At 67.0% G+C, this 23,396-nt stretch carries 15 protein-coding genes and 1 pseudogene; 7 read left to right on the forward strand and 9 right to left on the reverse strand.

Annotated elements, in window-relative coordinates:
* Window positions 1-114 precede the first annotated feature (114 nt).
* Window positions 115-1,392 carry an O-antigen ligase family protein gene (locus tag F3J19_RS25580; RefSeq protein ID WP_167047947.1) on the forward strand — a complete coding sequence of 426 codons (1,278 nt, stop codon included), beginning with the start codon at window positions 115-117 and terminating at the stop codon, window positions 1,390-1,392.
* A gap of 75 nt (window positions 1,393-1,467) precedes the next feature.
* On the opposite strand, the gene F3J19_RS25585 is transcribed toward F3J19_RS25580, so the two are convergent.
* A complete protein-coding gene (locus tag F3J19_RS25585; protein WP_167047950.1) occupies window positions 1,468-2,571 on the reverse strand; it encodes a glycosyltransferase family 4 protein in 1,104 nt (367 codons plus the stop codon).
* Between the two features lie 436 nt (window positions 2,572-3,007).
* Between F3J19_RS25585 and F3J19_RS25590 the strand changes: the two genes are divergently transcribed.
* Window positions 3,008-4,012: a glycosyltransferase family 2 protein gene (locus tag F3J19_RS25590; RefSeq protein WP_167047953.1), complete on the forward strand. Its 1,005-nt coding sequence runs from the start codon at window positions 3,008-3,010 to the stop codon at window positions 4,010-4,012.
* Between the two features lie 226 nt (window positions 4,013-4,238).
* On the opposite strand, the gene msbA is transcribed toward F3J19_RS25590, so the two are convergent.
* The gene (msbA, locus tag F3J19_RS25595; protein ID WP_167047956.1) at window positions 4,239-6,032 is read right to left on the reverse strand and encodes a lipid A export permease/ATP-binding protein MsbA; all 1,794 of its coding nucleotides are present in this window, start codon (window positions 6,030-6,032) and stop codon (window positions 4,239-4,241) included.
* Between the two features lie 396 nt (window positions 6,033-6,428).
* On the opposite strand from msbA, the gene F3J19_RS25600 reads away from it, so the two are divergent.
* Window positions 6,429-7,190, forward strand: a complete 762-nt coding sequence (locus tag F3J19_RS25600) for a glycosyltransferase family 2 protein (RefSeq protein WP_167047959.1) — start codon at window positions 6,429-6,431, stop codon at window positions 7,188-7,190.
* Window positions 7,191-7,454: 264 nt separating this feature from the next.
* On the opposite strand, the gene dnaE is transcribed toward F3J19_RS25600, so the two are convergent.
* On the reverse strand, window positions 7,455-11,039 hold the full coding sequence (gene dnaE / locus F3J19_RS25605) for a DNA polymerase III subunit alpha (protein WP_167047961.1): 3,585 nt from the start codon (window positions 11,037-11,039) through the stop codon (window positions 7,455-7,457).
* Between the two features lie 390 nt (window positions 11,040-11,429).
* On the opposite strand from dnaE, the gene F3J19_RS25610 reads away from it, so the two are divergent.
* Entirely contained in the window at window positions 11,430-12,284 is an 855-nt protein-coding gene (locus F3J19_RS25610; RefSeq protein WP_167047963.1) for a sulfurtransferase, read from the forward strand.
* A gap of 230 nt (window positions 12,285-12,514) precedes the next feature.
* Window positions 12,515-13,396, forward strand: coding sequence for a tRNA glutamyl-Q(34) synthetase GluQRS (gluQRS, locus tag F3J19_RS25615; RefSeq protein ID WP_167047968.1), 882 nt, complete (start codon window positions 12,515-12,517; stop codon window positions 13,394-13,396).
* 161 nt (window positions 13,397-13,557) lie between these two features.
* On the opposite strand, the gene F3J19_RS25620 is transcribed toward gluQRS, so the two are convergent.
* The 6 genes from F3J19_RS25620 to purT all read right to left on the reverse strand — a co-directional run bounded on the left by F3J19_RS25620 (window position 13,558) and on the right by purT (window position 21,243).
* Entirely contained in the window at window positions 13,558-15,024 is a 1,467-nt protein-coding gene (locus F3J19_RS25620) for a DEAD/DEAH box helicase (protein WP_167047971.1), read from the reverse strand.
* 443 nt (window positions 15,025-15,467) lie between these two features.
* Window positions 15,468-16,904 carry an aldehyde dehydrogenase family protein gene (locus tag F3J19_RS25625; protein WP_167047974.1) on the reverse strand — a complete coding sequence of 479 codons (1,437 nt, stop codon included), beginning with the start codon at window positions 16,902-16,904 and terminating at the stop codon, window positions 15,468-15,470.
* A gap of 71 nt (window positions 16,905-16,975) precedes the next feature.
* Window positions 16,976-18,628, reverse strand: a complete 1,653-nt coding sequence (locus F3J19_RS25630; protein ID WP_167047977.1) for an acetolactate synthase large subunit — start codon at window positions 18,626-18,628, stop codon at window positions 16,976-16,978.
* Window positions 18,629-19,090: 462 nt separating this feature from the next.
* Complete coding sequence (locus F3J19_RS25635; protein ID WP_167047980.1) at window positions 19,091-19,468, reverse strand: MliC family protein; 378 nt, start codon at window positions 19,466-19,468, stop codon at window positions 19,091-19,093.
* A 135-nt stretch (window positions 19,469-19,603) separates the two neighbouring features.
* Complete coding sequence (locus tag F3J19_RS25640; protein WP_167047983.1) at window positions 19,604-19,816, reverse strand: DUF6726 family protein; 213 nt, start codon at window positions 19,814-19,816, stop codon at window positions 19,604-19,606.
* A gap of 212 nt (window positions 19,817-20,028) precedes the next feature.
* Window positions 20,029-21,243 carry a formate-dependent phosphoribosylglycinamide formyltransferase gene (gene purT, locus F3J19_RS25645; protein ID WP_167047986.1) on the reverse strand — a complete coding sequence of 405 codons (1,215 nt, stop codon included), beginning with the start codon at window positions 21,241-21,243 and terminating at the stop codon, window positions 20,029-20,031.
* 241 nt (window positions 21,244-21,484) lie between these two features.
* On the opposite strand from purT, the gene F3J19_RS25650 reads away from it, so the two are divergent.
* Complete coding sequence (locus F3J19_RS25650) at window positions 21,485-22,024, forward strand: META domain-containing protein (protein ID WP_167047989.1); 540 nt, start codon at window positions 21,485-21,487, stop codon at window positions 22,022-22,024.
* Window positions 22,025-22,460: 436 nt separating this feature from the next.
* A pseudogene (locus F3J19_RS25655) lies at window positions 22,461-23,396 on the forward strand (hypothetical protein); the annotation flags it as partial.

Consider the following 23,396-nt stretch of genomic DNA (forward strand, 5'->3'; position numbering starts at 1 on the left):
AGGAGACGCATGGTTATAATCCGGATCGCTCTACCGTCTTGCAACGACTCGAAGGGTCCGGCGTCCCCGCAATTTCACCACCGGAACGGTAGTGTTCATTCATATCGTAGGCCTATGATTTTTGCTCCCAGTCTGGTCTGTCTCACTACGGCCCTGCTGTTTTTCGCCCCCGCGGTCAATCTGATGTGGCGCGGCGGCACCGGCTACTGCTTTTTCGTCATCGTCGCGCTCGCGCTGGGCGCGGCCGTCGTCAACCGGCGCATGCCGGGCTATTTCTCCGCGCTGCGCACTTACCGCTGGTTCACCGTCGGGATGCTCGCGCTCGTCGTCGCGATCGGCGCGCAGCAGCTCGTGCTCGGCTACTGGCTGCCCCGGCAGTTCGACGCGCTGTCGCGCTTCGTGCTCGCGCTGCCGGTGTTCCTGCTGCTGCGGCAATTGCCGTCGCGCAATCTGCGCATGATCGGCTGGGGCTGCGCGGCCGGCGCGCTCGCGGTCGGCCTGTGGGCGTTCCTCGACCAGCCGCCGGGCGGCTGGACCGATGCGAACCGGCTCAACAACTCCTACACGAACGCGATTCCGTTCGGCGACACCGCGCTGCTGCTCGGCTTCCTGTCGGTGTTTACGCTCGGCTGGGACAACCCGCGCGACTGGCGCATGCTGCTGCCGCGCCTCGCGGCGCTCGTCGGCGGCGGCTATGCGTCGTATCTGTCGGGCACGCGCGGCGGCTGGCTCGCGGTGCCGGTGTTCGTCGTGCTGCTCGGCATCCAGTACCGGTGGTTCGCGCAAAAAAAGCGTCTCGTGATCGTGACGCTCGCGATCGTGCTCGCGGCGGGCGCGCTGCTCTCGACCGGGCGGATTCACAAGCGCCTCGCCGAAGTGCCGAACGACGTGTCGATGATGCACAAGGGCGATGACGACACGGCCACCGGCTTGCGCCTGCAACTGTGGAACGCATCGCGGATGATCTTCGAGCGGCATCCGCTCTATGGCATCGGCAAGGGACATCTGGTCGATGAGCTCGGCGCGATGGCCAAGCGCGGCCAGGTGAAGGCCGAGATCGTCAACGAGCGCGCGCACAGCGACTTTTTCTCGACGCTCGCCGAAATGGGCGCGATCGGCGTGATCGCGCTGCTGCTGTTCTATCACGGCATGGCGGTGTATTTCTGGCGGCACCGGCACATGGCCGATCCGGTGATCCGCGCGGCCTCGTACACAGGTCTCGCGGTCGCGACGAGCACCGTGATCTTCGGGCTCACGATCGACGTGCTCGTGCCGATCATGGTGACGGTGCTGCTCGCACTGCTCGTCGCGACGCTGCTGGCGATGATCGACGCGAGAAAGCGGGAGCTGGCGGAAGTTGCGCGCACGACCACGGGCGCGCGACCGGGCTAAGGCGCCCGGCACGGCTCGGCGCAGGGCTGGGCTCATGCTTGAGCCCGTGATTGAGCCCATGCTTGAACCCTCTCATCAGCGTGTGAACAGTTCGTAAAGCGCCGCGACATGCGCATCGACGCCCGGGTCGTAGACGAGACTCGCGCGCGGCTCCGCGATCCGCGCATTGCCGCGCTTCACGCGCTCCACCGCCTCGCCGATCGCGCGCTCGAAGCTACCCGCCTCTTGCCGCGAAAACTCGATCTTCGCCGCGCCGGTCACGGTCTCGGCCGAGCCGACGTTATCCGCGATCACGAGCGGCGTGCCGCACATCACCGACTCGACGCCGACGAGGCCGAACGGCTCGTACGCCGACGCCACGACCGTAAAATCGGCGGCCGCGAACAGCTTGCCGATCTCCTTGCTGTAGCCCGCGTAGCGGATCGTGTCGCCGGTCTTCGGCACCGGCCGGCCGACGACCACGAGGCACACCGGCAGCGTCGTGCGCTCGAAAAACGCTTCGAGCAGCGGGTAGCCTTTGCGCTCATGACTCGTCGACGAGAACAGGAAAATCACGCGGTCCTCGGGCAGCTCGAACTGGCGGCGCACGGCGGCGCGCTCGGCCGCGTCGAGCGGCTTGAAGCGCGCGGTATCGACCGGCGGATAGAGCACGTCGATACGCTCCGCCGGCACGTCATAGAAACGCTGCAACTCGCGGCTCATCAATTGCGAATGCGCGACGATCGAGCGCGCGCGCGTGTAGACGCGCCGCTCCAGTTCGATCTGCCATGTGTCGCTGCGGCGCGGCGCGCGGCCTGCGGCTTCGAGCGAACCCGGATGCGTGCCGCCGCACAGCGCGACGTCGGCATGCGTCGAGTGATTGATCGAGAACACGCAGGCGGGACGATGGCGCTTCAGGCGCTGCTTCAGGCGCCAGTCGAACGCGAGGTTACGCAGCTTGCGCGGCGCCCAGCGCACGTCGAGCGGCTGCGCGTCGATCCACGCCGCCTCGGGCAGCGCGCGGTCGATCTCGCGGGCGAACAGCGTCGGGCGCAGACCGAGCCGATGCAGACCGGCGATCACGTCGCGCGTGTAGCGCTCGGCGCCGCCGCTGTTCTTGAGCGCCTGGGCGGTCAGTGCGATGTCAGTGAGGGGCAGGCGGTGCGCGTCGCGGGACGGCTCTCGGGTTGACTCAGGCAAGGCTCGGGTCTCGGTGAGGCGCACGCTCACAGCAAGCCGCGCGCGGAGTTTCGGGGCAGCGGCAATTGTAAAGGATGGGTTTCGGGAGACTCATGTCGGGCGGCCTGCCGGGGCTCGGGCGGAAATCGGGTGCGGACCCGCTCAGGTTCGCGGCCACCATGCCGCAAGCCGCCCGCGTCGCGCGGCATGGCCGCCAACGGCTAGAATCTAGGCCAATCGCTTCCGCTTCGACTCCATGACCGACAGCCTGCCGCCCGCCTCGTTTTCCCTGTCTGATCCGCCGGACCCGTCCGACGCGCCCGCGCGGTTCGCGGCGTCGGGCATGGGTGCGTCAGATGGACCCGATGCGCCTGATACGCCCGACGTGCCCTCCGCGTCGGGTGCGTCCAACGCCGGCGTCCCGACCGGCGGGCCCGCCGGGGCAGATGAATCCGGCATGTCCGCCACATCCGCCTCCAACACCGCGCGCCCGCTCGTCTCGATGCTCGTGATCGCCTACAACCAGGCGCAGCAGATCGGCGATGCCGTGCGCAGCGCGCTCGCGCAGACCTACGAGCCGCTCGAAATCATCGTGTCCGACGATGCGTCCAGCGACGCCACCTTCACCGCGATCGAAGCGGCGCTCGCCGGCTACGCCGGACCGCATCGCGTGATCGCCCGGCGCAACACGGTCAACCAGGGCATCAGCGCGCACCTGTCGCAGCTCGCCCTGATGGCGCACGGCGAGCTGCTGTTCGTCGCGGCGGGCGACGACATGTCCGCGCCCGAGCGCTGCGAGCGCGTGGTCGACTGCTGGCTCGCCCACGAGCGCCGCCCCGACCTGATCGCCACCGATCTCGCCGACATGGACGAAGCGGGCCACGTGCACGAGCGCGTGAGCCCGGACGAACTCGACCGCTATCGCAGCTTCGACGACTGGCTCGCCGGCCGCCCGTGGCTGATCGGCGCGGCGCACACGTGGTCGCGGCGGCTCTTCGAGCGCTTCGGGCCGATGCTGCCGGGCGCCGCGGCCGAAGACCAGATCATGGTGCTGCGCGCGATCCTCTCGGGTGGCGCGATCAGCCTGCGCGAGCCGCTCGTGCGCTACCGGCGCGGCGGGCTGTCGCGCAAACGCCGCTACCGGTCGGTCGATGAACTGATCGCGCGGATGCGCCAGAGCAATCGTTATGGCCTCGCCGAACTCGCGCAGTTGCAGCGCGACGCGGACGTCGCCGGCCTCGGCGAGCGCATGCGCGCCGCGATGGCGCCGAAGCTCGCGCGCGAACGGTTCATCGCGGCGATGTTCGAGGCGCGAAGCTTCGGCGAGCGTGTCGCGCTGCTGACACGCGGCGCCGGCGTGAAGCTCGGGCTGCGTATCCGTATGTTTCTGTATGCGAGCTGCCCAGCGGTGTATGCGCCGGGGATCTGGCTCAAGCGCGTCGTGCGTGGGAAGCGAGGCTGAATAGCAAGGCTGAACAGCGAGGCCGCGCCATAGCGCCGAGGCCGAACGCCGCTCGATTCCCGGCGGCAGCATCTCGGCGCCGATGCCCGGCACGCTGCGCCGCAAGCGCCTCAGCATCTTCGCCGTGCGGATCAAGGTCCCGCTGGCGCGGCGGTTCATCACGAATGCGACCAGCGCCACGCGACGCGAACACGCGCGCCGGCGCGCGCCGCTCAAACACCCTGGATCAGGCCGCGCTCTGCTGGAACTGGATGCGATGCAGATGCGCGTACAACCCGTCCTGCGCCAGCAGTTCGCGGTGGCTGCCGCGCTCGACGATCCGCCCCGCTTCCATCACGAGGATGCGGTCGGCGCGCTCGATCGTCGAAAGACGGTGCGCGATCACGAGCGTCGTGCGGCCCTTCATCAGCGTTTCGAGCGCCGCCTGCACGTGGCGTTCGGATTCGGAATCGAGCGCCGAGGTCGCCTCGTCGAGAATCAGGATCGGCGCGTCCTTGTAGATCGCGCGCGCAATCGCAAGACGCTGGCGCTGGCCGCCCGAGAGCATCATGCCGTTGTCGCCGACCAGCGTTTCGATACCTTGCGGCATCGACTGCACGGTGTCCCACAGGTTGGCCGCGCGCAGCGCCGCCTTGACCTTGTCGGCGTCGACCTCCTGACCGTAGGCGACGTTGTGCGCGATCGTGTCGTTGAACAGCACGACGTCCTGGCTCACCATCGCGATCTGGCTGCGCAGCGCGTGCAGATCGTAGTCGGGCAGCGCGACGCCATCGACCAGAATCGCGCCGCCGGTCGGATCGAAAAAGCGCGGCAGCAGGTTCACGAGCGTGGTCTTGCCGCTGCCCGACGGCCCCGCGAGCGCGACCATCTCTCCCGGCGCGACTTTGAACGAGACCTGGTCGAGCGTGTGGCGGCTATGCGTGGCGTTCGCGCCGTACGAGAACGACACGTCGCGGAATTCGACCTCGCCGCGCGCGCGCTCGAGCGGCTGGCCGCCGCCTTCCGGCTCGGCCGGCTCGTCGATCAGGCCGAAGATCAGCTCGGCTGCGGTCATGCCGCGCTGCAACGGCTGGTTCACGTCCATCAGATGCTTGAGCGGCGAGATGATCAGCAGCATCGACGTGACGAACGCGACGAAGCCGCCGACCGTGGTCTGATCCGACGACGACTGCACCACCGCGATCGTAATCACGACCGCGAGCGCGATCGAGGCGAGGAACTGCGTCAACGGCTGCGCGAGGCCGCCCGAGGCGGTCATGCGCATGGCGTAGCCGCGCAGGCGCTTGCTCATCGCCGTGAAGCGGTCTGTCTCGTATTGCTCGCCATTATGCACCTTGACGACCTTGTAGCCGCCCACGGTCTCCTCGACGATATACGACAGCTCGTTGGTGAGCAGCTGATGCTCGCGGTTCAGACGCCGCAGCCGGCGATTGATCTTGCCGACCAGCCAGCCGATGCCCGGCAGCAGCACCGCGACAATCAGCGTCAGGCGCCAGTTCAGATAGAACAGATAGCCGAGCAGGAAGATCACAGTCAGCGAATCGCGCACGAGCGTGACCATCACACTCAGCAGCACGTTGAGAATCTGGTTGACCTCGAAGACGATCGCGTTGATGACGGTGCTCGCGGTTTCGCGCTGGAAGAAAGCGACGCTCGTATGGATCATGCGGTCGAACATCTTCAGGCGCAGTTCGAGCAGGATCTTGTTCGACACGTAGGCGAGCAGATAGCCCGATGCATATTGCGAGACGCCGCGGATCAGCGCAAGGCCGATCACGGCGACCGGCACGAGCCACTTGGTCTTGTCGATGGCATGGGAGCCGAAGCCTTTGTCGAGCAGCGGCTTGAGCAGCGCCGGAATGGCGGCGTCGGTGCCGGCGCTCACCGCCATCGCGACAATCGCGCCAACCACGACCCACAGCAGCGGCTTGATGAACGGCCACAGGCGGCGCATGACGACGGCCGGCGACGACGCATCGCCTGAACCCATGGGTTTGCTTAACGTTGGCTTCGCGCTCAAGGAATCCTCTGGAAATGCGGAACAGCGAACACGCGGCACAGGGCGTTGCCGCCGCGCGAAATATTAAAAGAGAGCATTGTAATCGCTCGCAGATGATGGCCGGTGCACCGCGCGCGACCGGATGCACGCAAGGGTTGACGGGCCGGTGCGCTGGTGTGGGGCCGGATGGGCTGTGTATACTCCTCGCTGCCCGTTGCTCCTCGTTGCTCCTCGTTGCCCGTCGGCGGGCTCGCGGATTCGCCCGAGGCTGTGTATCGTGCGCTGCCTCTCCGGCTCGGGTTCGGGCTCGCTCGATCCGGCAAGCACGGCCGTGCGCCGATACGGGTATGGATACGCGAACGCAACCGGCCCGCATGCGTAGCCCGCTCCGTCATGTCGTCCCTCACGAACTCAGGTATGCAAGAAACCACCCTCGGCGTCGCCATCATCACCCGGAACGCGGCGGCGCGGCTGGCCGAATGCCTGCGGGCGCTGGCCTTCGCCGACCAGATCGTCGTGATCGACGGCGGCAGCACCGACGGCACGGCCGGGATCGCCCGCGCGCACGGCGCCCGCGTAATCGAACAGACGGACTGGCCCGGCTTCGGCCCGCAGAAAAACCGCGCGGTGGATGCGCTCGCGACAGACTGGGTCCTGTCGATCGATGCCGACGAAATCGTCACGCCGGAGCTGGCCGCGTCGATTCGCGCGGCGCTCGCGGCACCCACGGCCGACGTCTATGCGGTGGACCGCCTGTCGAGCTTCTGCGGCCACTGGGTTCACCACAGCGGCTGGTATCCGGACTGGATTCCGCGCCTCTTCAAACGCGGCCGCGCGCGCTTCTCCGACGACCTCGTCCACGAGCGCCTCGTGTTCGACACGCCCGCGCAACGCCTCACCGGCAAGCTCATGCACTACTCGTACGAGGACTACGAGAGCGTGCTGCGCAAGCTCGACGCCTATTCGACGGCCGGTGCGCGACAGCGTTATGCAGCGGAACAGCGCGGCAGCTTCGGCAAGGCGCTCGGACGCGGCTTGTGGGCGTTCGTGCGGACCTACCTGCTGCGGCGCGGTTTTCTGGACGGCCGCGCGGGCTTCATGATCGCCCTGTTCAATGCCGAAACGGTGTACTACCGGTTTCTGAAGCTCGCGCACCTGGAGAAAACGGGCGGACGCTAGGCGGCGATAAAAAAGGCGGCCGTTGGATGACGGACCGCCTTTGGCCTTTGTGCCGATTCTGCGCGACGATGGCGGCTGCTTTTGTTTTTTGCATTTGCTTGCCGCTGCATTTCGCTATCTGCCGCCGCCGGTACTCAGCGCAATACAACCGAGACTCGTCGCAGACAGATTCGCATCGCGAAGACCCGCCCGCCGTAGCCTGAGACCATCCAGTGAGGTCTTGCCCGCCCGGATAAACCGTACGCGCAAAACCACCACCATCGATCAATAAACGATCTCGATCGAGCTGCCCTCGAACTCGCCACGCAATGCGGCGAGCAGTTCGTCGGTCGGCTTCACGCGCCATGCGTCGCCGAGGCGCATTTCGCCTTGCGCATTCTCGCTGCGATAGACGACCTGCACCGCGAGTCCGTTCGGAATCTGCACCGGCTGCCGGCCGTTGTCGCCGCCGAAGCCGCCTCGTCCACCGTTGCGTCCACCGCCGTTGCCGCCGCCGTTGCCACGTGCGGCAGCCGCCGGCGCAGCGGCCGCGGCCGGCTCGTCCTTGCCCGCGCAGTGCGCTTCGAGCACCCGCCGCAACGCCAGCGCATCGGCGTTGCCGTTCATCTGCACCTTGACCGAATCCGCGTAACGGCAACGCGCGCGGCCGAGATCCATAACCGTGTCGACGGTAAAGCGGATGCCGCCCGTGAACGCGTCGTTGCGCGCCATGCCCTGCACGACGAGCAGTTCGTCTTCCTTGAAAAGCTGCTTGTGTTCTTCGAAGACTTCGTTGAACACCGTCACTTCACACTGGCCGGTGCCGTCGTCGAGCAACGCAATCAGCATCTTGCCGCGCTGGGTCATCTGCGTGCGCAGCGACACGATCACGCCGGCAACGAGCTTGTCGCGCCCTTCCTTCAGCTCGCCGATCTTCTGGCGCACGAAGCGGCGCACTTCGTCCTTATATGCGTCGAACAGGTGGCCCGACAGGTAGAAGCCGAGCGCGGCCTTTTCTTCCTGGAGCTTTTTCTTTTCCGGCCACTCGGCTTCGTCGACAAGTTCATGGCCTTGCGACGGCGCGTCGCCCATGTCGAACAGGCCCGCTTGCAGCGCATTGGCGCTCGCCTGCTCGGCCGCTTCCATCGCGAGCGACACCGACGCGATAAGCTGCGCGCGATTCGCGTGCAGGGCATCGAACGCGCCGGCGCGAATCAGCGCCTCGACCGTGCGGCGATTGACGATGCGGCGATCGACGCGATTGCAGAAATCGAAGATGTCGATAAACGGGCTTTCCTCGCGCGCGCGCAGAATTTCTTCGATCGCGTTCTGGCCGCTGCCCTTGATCGCGCCGAGACCGTAGCGGATCGTGCGCGAGCGCTTGCCGTCCGCCTCGGCAACCGGCTCGAAGCGATACGCCGACAGATTCACGTCCGGCGGCAGCACGGCCATCCTGTTCGTGAGGCAGTCTTCGAACAGGATCTTGACCTTGTCCGTGTCGTCCATCGCGAGCGACATATTGGCCGCCATGAATTCGGCCGGATGGTGCGCCTTGAGCCACGCGGTGTGATACGCGAGCAGCGCGTAGGCGGCCGCGTGCGACTTGTTGAAGCCGTAGCCCGCGAACTTCTCCATCAGGTCGAAGGTCTCGTCCGCCTTCTCGCGCGTGAGGCCGTTCTTCGCCGCGCCTTCCGCGAAAATCTCGCGGTGCTTGGCCATTTCCTCGGGCTTCTTCTTGCCCATCGCGCGGCGCAGCAGGTCGGCGCCGCCGAGCGAGTAACCGCCGATGATCTGCGCCATCTGCATCACCTGCTCCTGGTAGACCATGATGCCGTAGGTCTCTTTCAGAACAGGTTCGACGCGCGGGTCGGGATACTCCACCACCTCGCGGCCGTGCTTGCGCGCGCAGAAGCTCGGGATCAGGTCCATCGGGCCCGGACGGTACAACGCCACGAGCGCGATGATGTCCTCGAAGCGATCGGGCTGCGCGTCCTTCAGCATGCCCTGCATGCCGCGGCTTTCCAGCTGGAACACGGCGACCGTATTCGCTTTCTTCAGGATCGAGAACGACGCGGGATCGTCGAGCGGCACCTGGGCCAACGACCAGTCCTGCTTCGACGGATCGAGCCGGCGGATATAGCGCTCGGCCCAGTCGAGAATGGTCAGCGTGGTGAGGCCCAGAAAGTCGAACTTCACGAGGCCGACCGCTTCGACGTCGTCCTTGTCGTACTGGCTCACGACGCCGCTTTCGTCGCCCTGCGTGTAGAGCGGGCAGAAATCGGTCAGCTTGCCCGGTGCGATCAGCACACCACCCGCGTGCATGCCGACGTTACGCGTCAGGCCTTCCACGCGCTGCGCGAGTTCGAGCAGCTGATGCACTTCGTCTTCGTTGTCGAAACGCTCCTGCAGCAGCGGCTCTTCCTTCATCGCGTCGGCAATCGTGACGTGCTTGCCCGGCTTGAACGGAATCAGCTTCGCGACGCCGTCGGTGAACATATAGCCGAGATCGAGCACGCGGCCGATGTCGCGCACCGCCGCCTTCGCCGCCATCGTGCCGAAGGTGGCGATCTGCGACACCGCGTTCGCGCCGTATTTCTCCTTCACGTACTGAATCACGCGATCGCGGCCGTGCTGGCAGAAGTCGATATCGAAGTCGGGCATCGACACCCGCTCCGGATTCAGGAAACGCTCGAACAGCAGGTTGTAGCGCAGCGGATCGAGGTCGGTCACGCCGAGCGCGTAAGCGACCAGCGAGCCCGCGCCCGAGCCCCGGCCCGGGCCCACCGGCACGCCGTTGTTCTTCGCCCAGTTGATGAAGTCCGCGACGATCAGGAAGTAGCCCGGAAAGCCCATCTTGATGATCGTGCCGCACTCGAATTCGAGGCGCTGGTAGTACGTGGCGCGCTGCGCGTCGCGCTCGGCCTCGTCCGGATAAAGCTGTTCGAGGCGCTTTTCGAGGCCCTCTTTCGAGAGCTGCACGAGGTAGTCGTCGAGCGACATGCCGTCGGGCGTCGGAAAGAGCGGCAGCTTCGGCTTGCCGAGTTCGAGCGTGAGATTGCAGCGCTTTGCGATCTGCACCGTGTTGGCGAGCGCCGAGGGAATGTCCGCGAACAGCGCGGCCATGTCTTCTTGCGTGCGGAAATACTGCTCGTCGGTAAACCGCTTCTGGCGGCGCGGATTCGCGAGAATATCGCCTTCCGAGATACACACGCGCGCTTCGTGCGCGGTGAAGTCGTCCGGCGTCATGAACTGCATCGGGTGCGTGGCGACCACCGGGAGTTTCAGCGACGCCGCAATCGCGACCGCCTGCTGCACGTACTGCTCGCCGCCCGGCTGGCCGCAGCGCTGCAACTCGATATAGAAACCGTCGGGGAACACCTTCGCCCAATGCTGCGCGTTGCGTTTCGCCGCTTCCACGTTGCCGGCCGCGAGCGCGAGACCGATGTCGCCCTGCTGCGCGCCCGACAGCGCGAGCAGCCCTTCGCCGAGCCCGGATTCGAGCCAGCCGGCTTCGATTTCCGCGCGGCCGCGGTACTGGTTCGTGAGCGACGCCTTGCTGAGCAGTTCGCAGAGGTTCAGGTAACCGCCGCGGTCCTTGACCAGCAGCAGCAGACGCGAAGGCTTGTCGCGGTCGTCCGGATTGGCGATCCAGACGTCGCAGCCGGCAATGGGTTTGACCCCCTTGCCACGCGCTTCCTGGTAGAAACGGACGAGGCCGAACGCGTTGCCGAGGTCGGTGAGCGCGAGCGCGCCCTGACCGTCTTTGGCCGCCGCCGCGACGATGTCGTCGAGACGCACGATGCCGTCGGCAATCGAGAATTCGGAGTGAACGCGGAGATGAACGAAGCGGGGATCTGACATGGGCGACATTGTAACTCCACCATTCCGCAGATTTCAGCCCAAAGCGGCGCGTTAGCCATTCGGCCAAGGCATGGCCGGCAGCATGGGCGCGCGGGCGCGGCGCCGTGGCGCTTCGGGCCGCCCAACGACCACGCTCGTGACGATACGCGCGGGATTTTGCAGTGCCGCTCGCCATAACGCGCGGCGTTTGCGCCAAAGCAAACACCTGGCCATTCGGCCAGGTCGGGGAAACCGCCGGCTTGAGGGATAATAACGGTTTCGCCTCATTCGACGTGGCTGCCAGCGCGCGAGAACACGGGCCCGATCCGGCACGACGCCGGCCCGACAACGCCCGCGGCGCAACCCACCGCCAGCCGCTCCGCCCTTTGCCACGCCGGCCATTTTTACCGCTGAACACACATGAGTATCGTCAATCTCGCCGCGTATCAATTCGCGACCATCGAAGACACCGCCGCCTGGCGCCCGCTCGTCACCGAACGCTGCAATGCGCTCGGCCTGCGCGGCACCATCCTGCTCGCGCCGGAAGGCATCAACCTGTTCGTCGCGGGCACGCGCGAGCACACCGACGCGTTCATCGACTACCTCCGCCACGACGCCCTCTTCGAAGGCAAGTTCGCGAATCTGCAATTCAAGGAAAGCCTGTCGGACAAGCAGCCGTTCACGCGCATGCTCGTCAAGCTCAAGCGCGAAATCATCACGATGAAAAAGCCGGCAATCCGCCCGGAGCTCGGCCGCGCGCCGTTTGTCGACGCGCCCACGCTGAAAAGCTGGCTCGATCGCGGTCACGACGACGCAGGCCGTCCGGTCGTGATGCTCGATACGCGCAATGCGTTCGAAGTCGACGTCGGCACGTTCGACAACGCGCTCGACTATCGCATCGCGAAATTCAGCGAATTCCCCGAGGTGATCGAAAAAAATCGCGCCGACCTCGAAGGCAAGACGGTCGTGTCGTTCTGCACGGGCGGCATCCGCTGCGAGAAAGCGGCGATCCATATGAAGGACGTCGGCATCGAGAACGTGTACCAGCTCGAAGGCGGCATCCTGAAGTACTTCGAGGAAGTCGGCGGCGCGCATTATCACGGCGACTGCTTCGTGTTCGACTATCGCACCGCGCTCAATCCGCAACTGGAACCGACCGCGACCGCGCAGTGCTTCGGCTGCCGCGCGGTGGTCACGCCCGAACAGCAGCAATCGCCGCTGTACGTGGCGGGCAAGACGTGCCCGGCGTGCCATCCGGACGGCACGGCCGCGTAATCGATGCGGATCGCGGATGTCAATGGCAAACGCAAATGGCAAAGCGCGCATGGCAGACGCAAGTCGCCGCAAACGGCGTGCGCCGTCGGGCATGGGCCTGGCCACTGCCCGCGCGTGCGCCGCGGCATGGCCGACCGGTCACGCTGTGTCCCAACGTGCCCTGACGTCCCCGCCAGCGGCCGCGCCCGGGCGCTGACGCCGTCATCCGCCAACCCCTTGCCCCGCTCATCATGACCTATCGCGGACGCTTCGCGCCGTCGCCGACCGGCCCGCTGCACTTCGGCTCGCTGGTCGGCGCGCTCGCCAGCTGGCTCGATGCGCGCGCGCATCGCGGCGCGTGGCTCGTGCGCATCGAGGACATCGACGGCCCGCGCACCGTGCCCGGCGCCGCCGAGGACATCCTCGCGACGCTCGAACGCTTCGGCATGCGCGCCGACGAAACGCCGATCTGGCAAAGCCGGCGCATGGCGCGCTATCAGCAGGCGCTCGACCTGTTGAAGTCCAGCGGCCTAGTCTATCCGTGCGGCTGCACGCGCAAGGAAATCGCCGATTCGCTGCTCAACGCGCACGCGCGCAACACGACGCTCGCCTATCCGGGCACCTGCCGCACGGGGCTGCACGGCAAGCCGGCGCGCGCATGGCGTCTGCGCGTGCCCGACGGCAAGGCCGCCGTGATCGAATTCGACGACCGCTGGCAAGGCCGGCAGACGCAGAATCTCGCGACCGAAGCCGGCGATTTCGTGCTGCGTCGCGCCGACGACCAGTGGGCCTATCAACTCGCGGTGGTAGTGGACGATGCGGACGCGGGCATCACGCACGTCGTGCGCGGCGCGGACCTGCTGGATTCGACGGCGCGGCAGATCTATCTGCAACGCTGTCTCGGTGTGGCGACGCCCGGGTATCTGCATGTGCCGGTCGTCGCGAACGAACACGGCGAGAAACTGAGCAAGCAGAACGGCGCGACCGCGCTCGACAGCGCCAACCCGCTCGAAGCGCTAGGCGCGGCGGCGCGGCATCTGGAACTCGACCTCGGCGGCGAACCGCCCACGACGCTCGAGCAGTTCTATCGTGCCGCGACGGCGGCATGGGTCAAACGGATGAAGGTGGGGTGAGGGCATCGGCCTGAGGCACGCGTAACATGCGTCGCGCGCGGGAGCACGAAATTCGAAGCACAGCCGCTGCAAACGCTTGCAACATGCTGCCGGTCACTCACGGGATTCGCGAGATTCGCGCAACGGCAAGCCCCGGTACGGCAGCGCAAGCGCAACTCGCCTTACGACGACGAAGGCGTCTTCCGCGGCATCCCGAAGCCGCCGAGCAGCGCCGCCAGTTGCCGCTTCGGCGCCTGCTTCTGCGGCGCCGCATCGGACGCCGCGCTCTCTTCGACCTTGCGCACCGAAGCCGGCGACGGCTCATACGGCTTCAGGAAGAAATCGTCGACCGGTTGCGCGCGATGATGATGCGGCCGGTCGTACGAACCCGACGCACCACCCGTGCGGCGGCGGCTGCGCTCGTCGCGTGCCTCGCTGCGATCGCGGCGCGGCGGGCGGTCTTCGTGATGATGGCGCACCGGCGCATCGACGGTCAGGCGCTGCAATTCGAGCGGACGCTTGATGAGCTTCTCGATGTCGGCCAGCTGCTTGCGCTCGTTCGGGCTGCACAGCGAAAGCGCGTCGCCCGACGCGCCCGCGCGGCCCGTGCGGCCGATCCGGTGCACGTAGTCTTCGGCATTGAACGGCAGGTCGAAGTTGATGACGGCCGGCAACTCGGCGATGTCGAGACCGCGCGCCGCGACGTCGGTCGCGACGAGGGCCGCGACTTCGCCGCGCTTGAACGCATCGAGCGCCTGCATGCGTTCGCTCTGCGAGCGGTCGCCGTGAATCGCGGTCGCCACCACGCCGTCCCGTTCGAGCGAGCGCGCGAGCCGGCTCGCGCCGATCTTGCTGTTGCAGAACACGATCACCTGCTTGAGGCTGCGCTCGCGGATCAGCTGCACGACCGCGCCGGTCTTGTCGCCCTCGGCGACCTCGTAGACGATCTGCGTGACGTTGGTGGCGGTCGAGTTGCTGCGCGCGACTTCGATGGTCTGGGGGTTGCGCAGGTAGGTCGCGGCCAGCTTCTTGATTTCGCCCGAGAACGTGGCCGAGAACAGCAGCGTCTGACGCTCCTTCGGCAGCAGGTTCAGGATGCGCTGCAGGTCAGGCAGGAAGCCCATGTCGAGCATGCGGTCGGCTTCGTCGAGCACGAGCATCTGCACCTGGCCCAGGTTGGCGGTTTTCTGCTGCACGTGATCGAGCAGGCGGCCCGGCGTCGCGATGAGGATTTCGACGCCGCGGCGCAGTTGCTCGGACTGCGGGTTCATGTCGACGCCGCCGAACACGACCGCGCTGCGCAGCGCCGTGTGCTTCGCGTACGCGTGCACGTTCGCGGCGACCTGGTCGGCGAGTTCGCGCGTCGGCGTGAGGATCAGCGCGCGCACCGGATGGCGCGCCGGCGAAGCGCTGGTATTGGCCTGCGGCAGCAGGCGCTGGATGATCGGCAGCGAGAAGCTGGCGGTCTTGCCGGTGCCGGTTTGCGCCGCGCCCATCACGTCGCGGCCCGCCATCACCACGGGAATCGCCTGCGCCTGGATCGGCGTGGGCGTGGTGTAGCCCGATTCCTTGATGGCTTTCAGGATGTCGGGCGCGAGGCCGAATTGATCAAAAGTCTCGGTGCTGGGCGTGACGGCTGTGTCGGACATGGTGGCTTTCGCTAAAAATGCGCCTGGCGCAATGCGCGCGGCAGCGGTCGCAACCGCGGCGGGCATCAGGATGAAGGCGGAGCCACGGCGTTCCGCACGGGACCCGTCAGAGTTCGGACAATGCGGCCGGCTCCGGCCGGCGGGAACCCCCGCCGAAAGGCCGGTATTGTAGCACTTCAGCAAAAACACTCATGGCGCGAACGGCGGATTTCTGCTCAGGCGGCGGGAGCCTGCGCTCCTTGCAGCCACCGCGCGCGCCCATCTCGCCTGCCGTTTCGCGAGCGGCGCGCGGCGGAAATCGCTGCGCAGGCAACCACCGAAAACGATACACACTGCAAAATCGCCCGTGCCCGCCGCGCTCGCAGCGTAACGCGCGCGGGCGACAGTTGCATGACAGCGCAACCGCCCCCGCGCCCATCGTCCTCGCGCCGGCTGAGTTCGGCTCACCACGTCTCGCGCATCACCATCAGGCGCAGCTCGGTCATGTCCTCGATCGCGTAGCGCACGCCCTCGCGCCCGAGCCCCGAATCCTTGACGCCGCCATACGGCATGTTGTCGACGCGGAACGACGGCACGTCGTTGATGACCACGCCGCCCACTTCGAGCGCATCCCACGCGCGATGCGCATGCGCGAGCGAATCGGTAAATAGGCCGGCCTGCAGGCCAAAGTCGCTGTCGTTGACCTGCGCGAGCGCCGCTTCGAAGTCGTCGAAACGCTCGAGGATCGCGACCGGCCCGAACGCTTCCTTGCGATACAGATCGGTGTCGCGCCGCACGCCTTCGAGCAGCGTCGCCTCGAACATCGCGCCGTCGACCTTGCCGCCCGCGACGATCTGCGCACCCGCCTGCACGGCGCCCTCCATCCAGCCGGCGAGCCGCTTCGCTTCCGACTCGGAGATCATCGGCCCGACGAAGGTCTTCTCGTTCTTCGGGTCGCCCATCACGAGCGACTTCGTCTTCGCGATCAGCTTCTCGCGCAACGCGTCGTAGACGCTCGCATGCGCGAGAATCCGCTGCACGCCGATGCAGCTTTGCCCCGACTGGTAGAACGCGCCGAACGCGAGCCGCTCGACTACGTAGTCGAGCTTGCCGCCCTGATCGCCGTCGACGATCGCGGCCGCGTTGCCGCCCAGTTCCAGAATCACCTTCTTCTTGCCGGCCTTGCGCTTCAGCTCCCAGCCGACCGCCGGCGACCCTGTGAACGACAGCAGCTTGAAGCGCTCGTCGGTCGTGAACAGGTCGGCGCCGTCGCGATGCGCGGGCAGGATCGAGAACGCGCCTTTCGGCAGATCGGTTTCCGCGAGAATCTCGCCCATGATCAGCGCGCCGACCGGTGTGCGGCTCGCCGGCTTCAGCACGAACGGCACGCCCGCCGCAATCGCCGGCGCGACCTTGTGCGCGGTCAGGTTCAACGGGAAATTGAACGGCGAGATGAACGAGCACGGCCCGATCGGCACGCGCTTCACATAGCCGTGATAGCCCTTCGCGCGCGGCGAAATCTGCAGATTGACGATCTCGCCGTCGATCCGCACGCTTTCCTCGGCGGCCACCTTGAACGTATCGATCAGGCGCGTCACCTCGCCGCGCGAATCGTTGATCGGCTTGCCCGCCTCGATGCACAGCGCGAGCGAGAGTTCGTCGTAGCGCTCGCGAAAGCGCGTCACGCAGTGTTCGAGCACCGCCTGGCGCTTGAACGGCGGGTAGGCGCGCATGGCCGGCATCGCCTCGACCGCGAGGCCGATCGCCTTATCGATCGCGGCCGCGTCGGCCATCGCCACGCGCGTGGCGACTTCGCCGCTGAATTTGTCGGTGACGTCGAGATCGGTGTTGGCGGCCACCGGCTCGTTGGCGAGGTAGTACGGGTAGGTCTTCTGCAACATGTCGGGTTCTCCTGGAGTCGATACACAGTGCCGGCACGCGGCGTCGATGCGCGGCCTGGCTGCACCGCGGCTTACAGCCGCGCGGACAACCGCTTGATCTCGCGATTGAGCACGCGCTCGTTGTCCGAGTAGTCGATCGGCACGTCGATCACATGCACGCCCGGCGTCGCGAAGCACTCGCGCAGGAGCGGCGCGAACTGCTCGGCCGCCTCGATGCGATGCCCCTGCGCGCCATAGCTCTGCGCATAGGCGACGAAATCGGGATTCGCCAGCGTCATGCCGTAGTCGGGGAAGTTCATGTTCTCCTGCTTCCAGCGGATCATGCCGAACGCGTCGTCGCGCAGAATCAGGATCACGAGATCGAGCTTCAGGCGCACCGCCGTTTCGAGCTCCTGCGAGTTCATCATGAAGCCGCCGTCGCCGCACACGGCGATCACCTTGCGGTCCGGATGCACGATCTTGCTCGCGATCGCCGACGGCAGCCCCGCGCCCATCGAGGCCAGCGCGTTGTCGAGCAGCAGCGAATTCGGCTCGTGCGCGCGGTAGTAGCGCGCGAACCAGATCTTGTACATGCCGTTGTCGAGACAGACGATGCCGTCCACCGGCGTGGTCTCGTAGACGTCGTTGACGATCCGCACCGGGTACATCGGAAAGCGGTCGTCGTGCTGGCCCTTCACGAGATGCGCCTCGAAGTGCTCCTTGATCTCCTTGAAGCGCGTGAAGTCCCAATGCTCCTGGCGCTGCCTCAGGCGCTCTTTCAACTGCCACACCGCGTTGGCGATATCGCCGACCACTTCGATCTGCGGGAAATACACCGGATCGACTTCGGCGCCGAGGAAGTTCACGTGGATCACGGTCTTCTCGCCCGCCTCGCCGCTGCGCATGAAGAACGGCGGCTTCTCGATCACGTCGTGGCCGACGTTGATGATGCAGTCCGCGTGCTCGATCGCGCGGTGCACGAAGTCGCCGTCGGAGAGCGTCGCGTTGCCGAGCCACATCGGATGCGATTCGTCGATCACGCCCTTGCCCATCTGCGTCGTGAAGAACGGAATGCCGATCTGGTCGACGAATTCGCGCAGCATCTTGGTCGTGGTCTTGCGGTTGCCGCCCGCGCCGATCATCAGCAGCGGATGCTGCGCGGCCGTGATCGCCTCGACCGCGCGCGCGACCGCCTTTTCCTCGGCAACCGGACGGCGGCTGTAGCTCTTCGGAATCGGCTTGCCGTCGCCCTCTTCATGCGCGACGTCCTCGGGCAGTTCGAGGTGCGTGGCGCCGGGACGCTCCTCCTCGGCGCGGCGCACGGCCTCGCGCACCGTCGCCGGAATATTGCCGATCGACACGATCTGCCGCGTGTACTTGGTGAGCGGCTCCATCATGCGCACCACGTCGACGATCTGGAAGTGCCCCTGCTTGCTCGACTTGATCGGCTTCTGGCCCGTGACCATCAGCATCGGCATGCCGCCGAGCTGCGCGTAGGCGGCGGCAGTCACGAAGTTGGTCGCGCCGGGGCCGAGCGTCGACAGGCACACGCCCGTGCGGCCCGTGAGGCGCCCGTAGGTGGCGGCCATGAAGCCGGCCGCCTGCTCGTGGCGCGTGAGGATCAGACGGATTTTCGAGCGCCGCAGCGACTCGAGCAGATCGAGATTTTCTTCACCGGGAATGCCAAACACGTACTCGACACCTTCGGCTTCCAGCGACTTGACGAACAGGTCCGATGCTTTCATTAAGGGTCTCGCTTGATGGAACGGCGACGGGCCGCAGGCCGGGCCCAGCGGGCTCAGCAGTTGGCTCCGCGGTTAGGGGCCGAAGTTCGGGGCCAAAAACGGACGATCGAAGACGACAACGACGGCCGCGTACAACACGCACAACGCGCATGCCGCACAGCGCCTCGCGCGCGGCATGGCGGACGGCATGGCGAATGCCACGCCGGACAGCTTACTACTCGAGAGGCAATGACGCGCGCGTGCAGGCAAGGCCGCGCGGCGCGCGCCGCGCGGGACGGCAAGGCGGGACAACAGGGATGAGGGCCGCGAAAGCCCGTAGCGGGAAGACGCCATGGGCGCGCGCGAAGCAATCGGCGAAGCCGTGCGCGCAGGCGCGCAGCGGGCAACGCACGAGACGACCGCGGACGGCCCGGCCCGAGCGGAAACGAGCGCCGCATGCCGTCCACGGTCAGCACACCACGTTCAGCGCACCACGGTCACACAGTCGGACAGCACCGGCGGCGCGTTTTCACCGTTCATTGCGTCATACAGATCGGCACGCGGGCCCTTGGTCCACCACGTATAGCTGCCGGCCTGATATTTCGCGCCGGACCCCGAGAGCGTGTTGACGAAGAGCATCGACGTGCCCTTCACGGGCAGCACGGCGAAGCTCTGTCCGTTCTGCGCGTTCCAGTAGGTAACCTGCAGAATCTTGCCGGTCGCGCACGTGTATTTGTTCGTCTGATGGTTCTTGCCCTCGATCTGGCCGAACCGCAGCGGCGCGGCCCATGCGCCGCCATGAGGCGCGAGCGCGAGGGCCGTCGATATCAGCGAGAGAACCGCAACGAGCCATGTCTTCATCGAACACCTCGATTGTTGCCGTGAAGTTGCCGTGGATGTTGCCGCGAACCCGGCACGGCCTCAAGCGGACCACGCCAGGTTCGTGTTTCGGCCCCGCACCGACCGGCGCAGCGCGGCTCGACGGCCGCGGCCTGCTCAGGGATCGATCGCGTCGGCGCAGGCGTCGGTCGGCGCGGCGGCGACGTGCCCGACCAGCGGCACGATCTTCAGCCCCGCCGATGCGACGCGGCACGGCGCGGCCGCGAGACCGCAGCCGCTCATGCCGGCACACAGCGCGAACAGCACGCCGAGCGCACCGAGTCGGCGAGCCCTGCGGCGCCACGGAATACTGCGCGATTCGACTGCCATGTGTTCCTCTGCTTCGGATTTTCCACGTCGACGAGCCCGGGCCATGCGACGAGCCTGCTTGCGTCGATCATTCGGATCGCGCACGGCGAACATGCCGCGCACCGTGTTCGATCGGGCATCCCGGGGGTTTTGCAAACCGCCGCGCCGCGCTTCGACACCTGGCTTCAAAGCCTCGCTTCGCAGCAGCCCGCCTCGATGCCCCGCCTACCCCTCTACTTCGCCGACACCGGCCGCACCGCCGCCGCAGCCTGCTTCGCGCGCGAACGCGCCTCGTCGATCGTCTCGCCGGTCGCGAGCGCAACGCCCATGCGGCGCTTGACGAAGCTCTCGGGCTTGCCGAACAGGCGCAGGTCCGCATTGGGCACCGCCAGCGCCGCCGCGACGCCTTCGAACGCGATGCCGGCTTCGTCGCGGCCGCCGTAGATCACCGCCGACGCACCCGGCGCGCGCAGCGACGTATCGACCGGCAGACCGAGAATCGCGCGCGCATGCAGCTCGAACTCCGAGAAGCGCTGCGAGCACAGCGTGACGAGCCCCGTGTCATGCGGACGCGGGCTCACTTCCGAAAACCATACGTCGTCGCCACGCACGAAAAGTTCCACGCCGAACAGGCCGCGGCCGCCGAGCGCCGCCGTCACCTTGTGCGCGATCTCGCGCGAGCGTTCGAGCGCGAGCGCGCTCATCGGCTGCGGCTGCCACGATTCGACATAGTCTCCGGCAACCTGCACGTGGCCGATCGGATCGCAGAAATACGTGCCGACCGCGCCGCTCGCGGGATCGATCGCGCGTACGGTCAGCTGCGTGATCTCGTATTCGAAGTCGATGAAGCCCTCGACGATCACCCGGCCGTGATTCACGCGACCGCCTGCCATCGCGTACTGCCAGGCCGGCTCGACGTCGGCGTCGCTCCTCAGCACCGACTGCCCCTTGCCCGAGGACGACATCACCGGCTTCACGACGCACGGGTAACCGACCGTCGCGATGCCTGCGCGCAGTTCGTCGAGCGAATCGGCGAACGCATACGGCGAAGTCGCGAGGCCCAGTTCCTCGGCGGCGAGGCGGCGGATGCCTTCGCGATTCATCGTCAGTTGCGTCGCGCGCGCGGTCGGGATCACCTCGGCGAGCGCTTCGGCTTCGATCGCGGCGAGTTCGTCGGTGGCGATCGCCTCGATCTCGGGGACGATCAGATGCGGGCGCTCCTGTTCGACCAGCGCGCGCAGCGCGGCGCGGTCGGTCATGTCGATCACGTGCGCGCGATGCGCGACCTGATGGCCCGGCGCATTCGGGTAACGGTCGACGGCGATCACCTCGACGCCCAGCCGTTGCAGCGCAATGATCACTTCCTTGCCGAGTTCGCCGGCGCCGAGCAGCATGACGCGCGTCGCGGATTCAGAAAGGGGCGTGCCGATCCGTTGGCCGATCTGCATGGGGTCTCCAGAAAAAGTCGGATGAGGGTGGGATTGAACAGGACGCGATGTTAACATGCGGGCCCCTTGCCGCGCGGCGCTCGCGGGGCTGCTGCCGCGCGACGGGAACCGCGGTGCGGGCGTCCGGCGCGGGCGAGGCGCCGCCCTATCGATCCGGCGCCTCGCCGCGCGTCTTTGCTCGCGCACGGCCAGCTTAGTACGTTACCCTTACGCCTTCGCCTGTTTGAAGAGAACGACGCCCATGCTCACCCGCTCCAGCCCGCGACGGCTTGCGCGCTTCACCCCGTGTCTGCGCACGGCCGTTGCCACGTTGAGCATTGCCGCGCTGCTCGGCGCGTGCGCGATGCCGAAGCATCCCGACACGTCGGCGCCGCCGCCCGATCCGTTCAATCCCGCCGCCGCCCAGCTGCTCGACAACACGAGCTGGACGCTCAGCGCGTGGAAGCAGGCGGACGGCACGGCGCGCGCAATTCCGTCGCAGGATCAGGGGCCGCTCACGCTGACGTTGTCGACCGAAGGCGGCAAGCGGCACGCAAGCGGCTTTTCCGGCTGCAACCGCTTCATGGGCCCGTACATGCTGAAGGACGGCAAGCTGAGCTTGGGTCCGCTCGCGGGCACGCGCATGGCGTGCGCCTCGCCGGGCGGCGAGATCGAACAGCCGTTCCTCTACGCGCTCGCGCACATCGATCGCACCGGCGTGCAGATGCGCCCGCCGCAACAGATGCAGTTGATCCTCGATGACGGCGCGACGCTCGTGTTCGATCGCAGCGACGGCAAGTGACGGTGACGAGCAAAGCGCGCCTCGTTCGCGTGATGGATCGCCTGATGGATCACGTCACGGTTCGTGTTGCAGTTTGCCTTACGGTGCGCGTTGCGCTTTGCCGCGCGGTTGGTGCCGTCGTTCATGCCGTAGTTGGTACAGCGGTTCGTCTCGCGATCGACGCGATGGAACGCATCGCCGCCGCGCGGATCGAACGGCGTTGCCTGGCCAGGCGCCGGCCACCCCAGGCCGACATGCATGCGGAGCCGCGACGCTCCTTGCGAGGCGCGAAGCTCGCCGCAGCCGCAACAGTATTTTCCCGATCGCGGACCGCTTGCCGGTCCGCGATCCCGTTCGACGCAAGCAGACTTGCGCCGGCCTTCGAAGCCGCGGGCTTCGCCGGTTTAAACTCGACGGGTTGCGCTTGCGCGCGCTCCGTCATACGTAGATGTCTGGTATGCACACGGTAGTTTTCGGCTGGTTCGGCGGGTCGGCCGTCTGGTTTCTTCCTCTTCTGTGGCGCCTCGTGAAGTCGGTGCTGCCGGGCGGCGTGGGGCTGCGCGGCCCCGGCACGATCCGCCTGTGGCTCGGCTTCGTTTGCGTGCTGATCGCCAGCTGCACGCTCGAGGCGTCGCTGATCGGCATGGATGGCGTCAACGGTTTCGGCCATGCGTTGGCTGCGGGGCCCGGCCGTCTGCTCGGCCATATCGGCACGCCGCTCGCGGCACTCGCGCTGTTCGTGGTGAGCCTGCCGTGGCTCGTCGATTTCCGCTGGCGCGACGTCGTCGAATGGGCCGACGGCGCGTTCGGCCTCGGCCTGTCGCGCGGACTCGCGAAGCGCGACGAGGAAGCGCGCCGCCACCGCAGCGTCGACGAGGCCGCGCCCTCGCATGCGTCGCCGGCCACCAACACGATGGCGCCGAAAACCACGCGGGGCCGCTACGCGCGACCGACGATCTGGCGGCCGCCCGCGAGCGGCCGCAACGCGGCGGGAACGGCTGCCGCAGCGGGCGCCGCGTCCGGCAAGGATACCGCCGCGCGAGGCGCGGGTTCCGGCTCGGGCGGCTGGCGCGCGGGTGCGGATACGGCGCGTGGCCCGGCGAAACAGATCGAGCCAGTGTTGCGCACGGGCGCGATGGCGCCGCCGCGGCAGGGTTCGTCGATGCAGACACAGATGCCGGCACACGCAGCGGCACAAGCGCCGATGCCGACGCAGACGCAATCTCAAAAGCAGCCGCAAGGACAGCCTCAAACACAAACTCAAGCACAAACTCAGGCGCAATCCCAGGCCCACGCGCTCAATACTGGTAAGGCAGGCTCGCCTTTCGTGCCGGCCGAGCCGGTCGCGCCGGCCGGCTGGCTGAGAACCGCCGATGGCCGCACGGCCGCCGCT

Origin of the sequence: Burkholderia sp. Ax-1724 (assembly GCF_011752995.1) — a bacterium.
Taxonomy (GTDB): domain Bacteria; phylum Pseudomonadota; class Gammaproteobacteria; order Burkholderiales; family Burkholderiaceae; genus Paraburkholderia.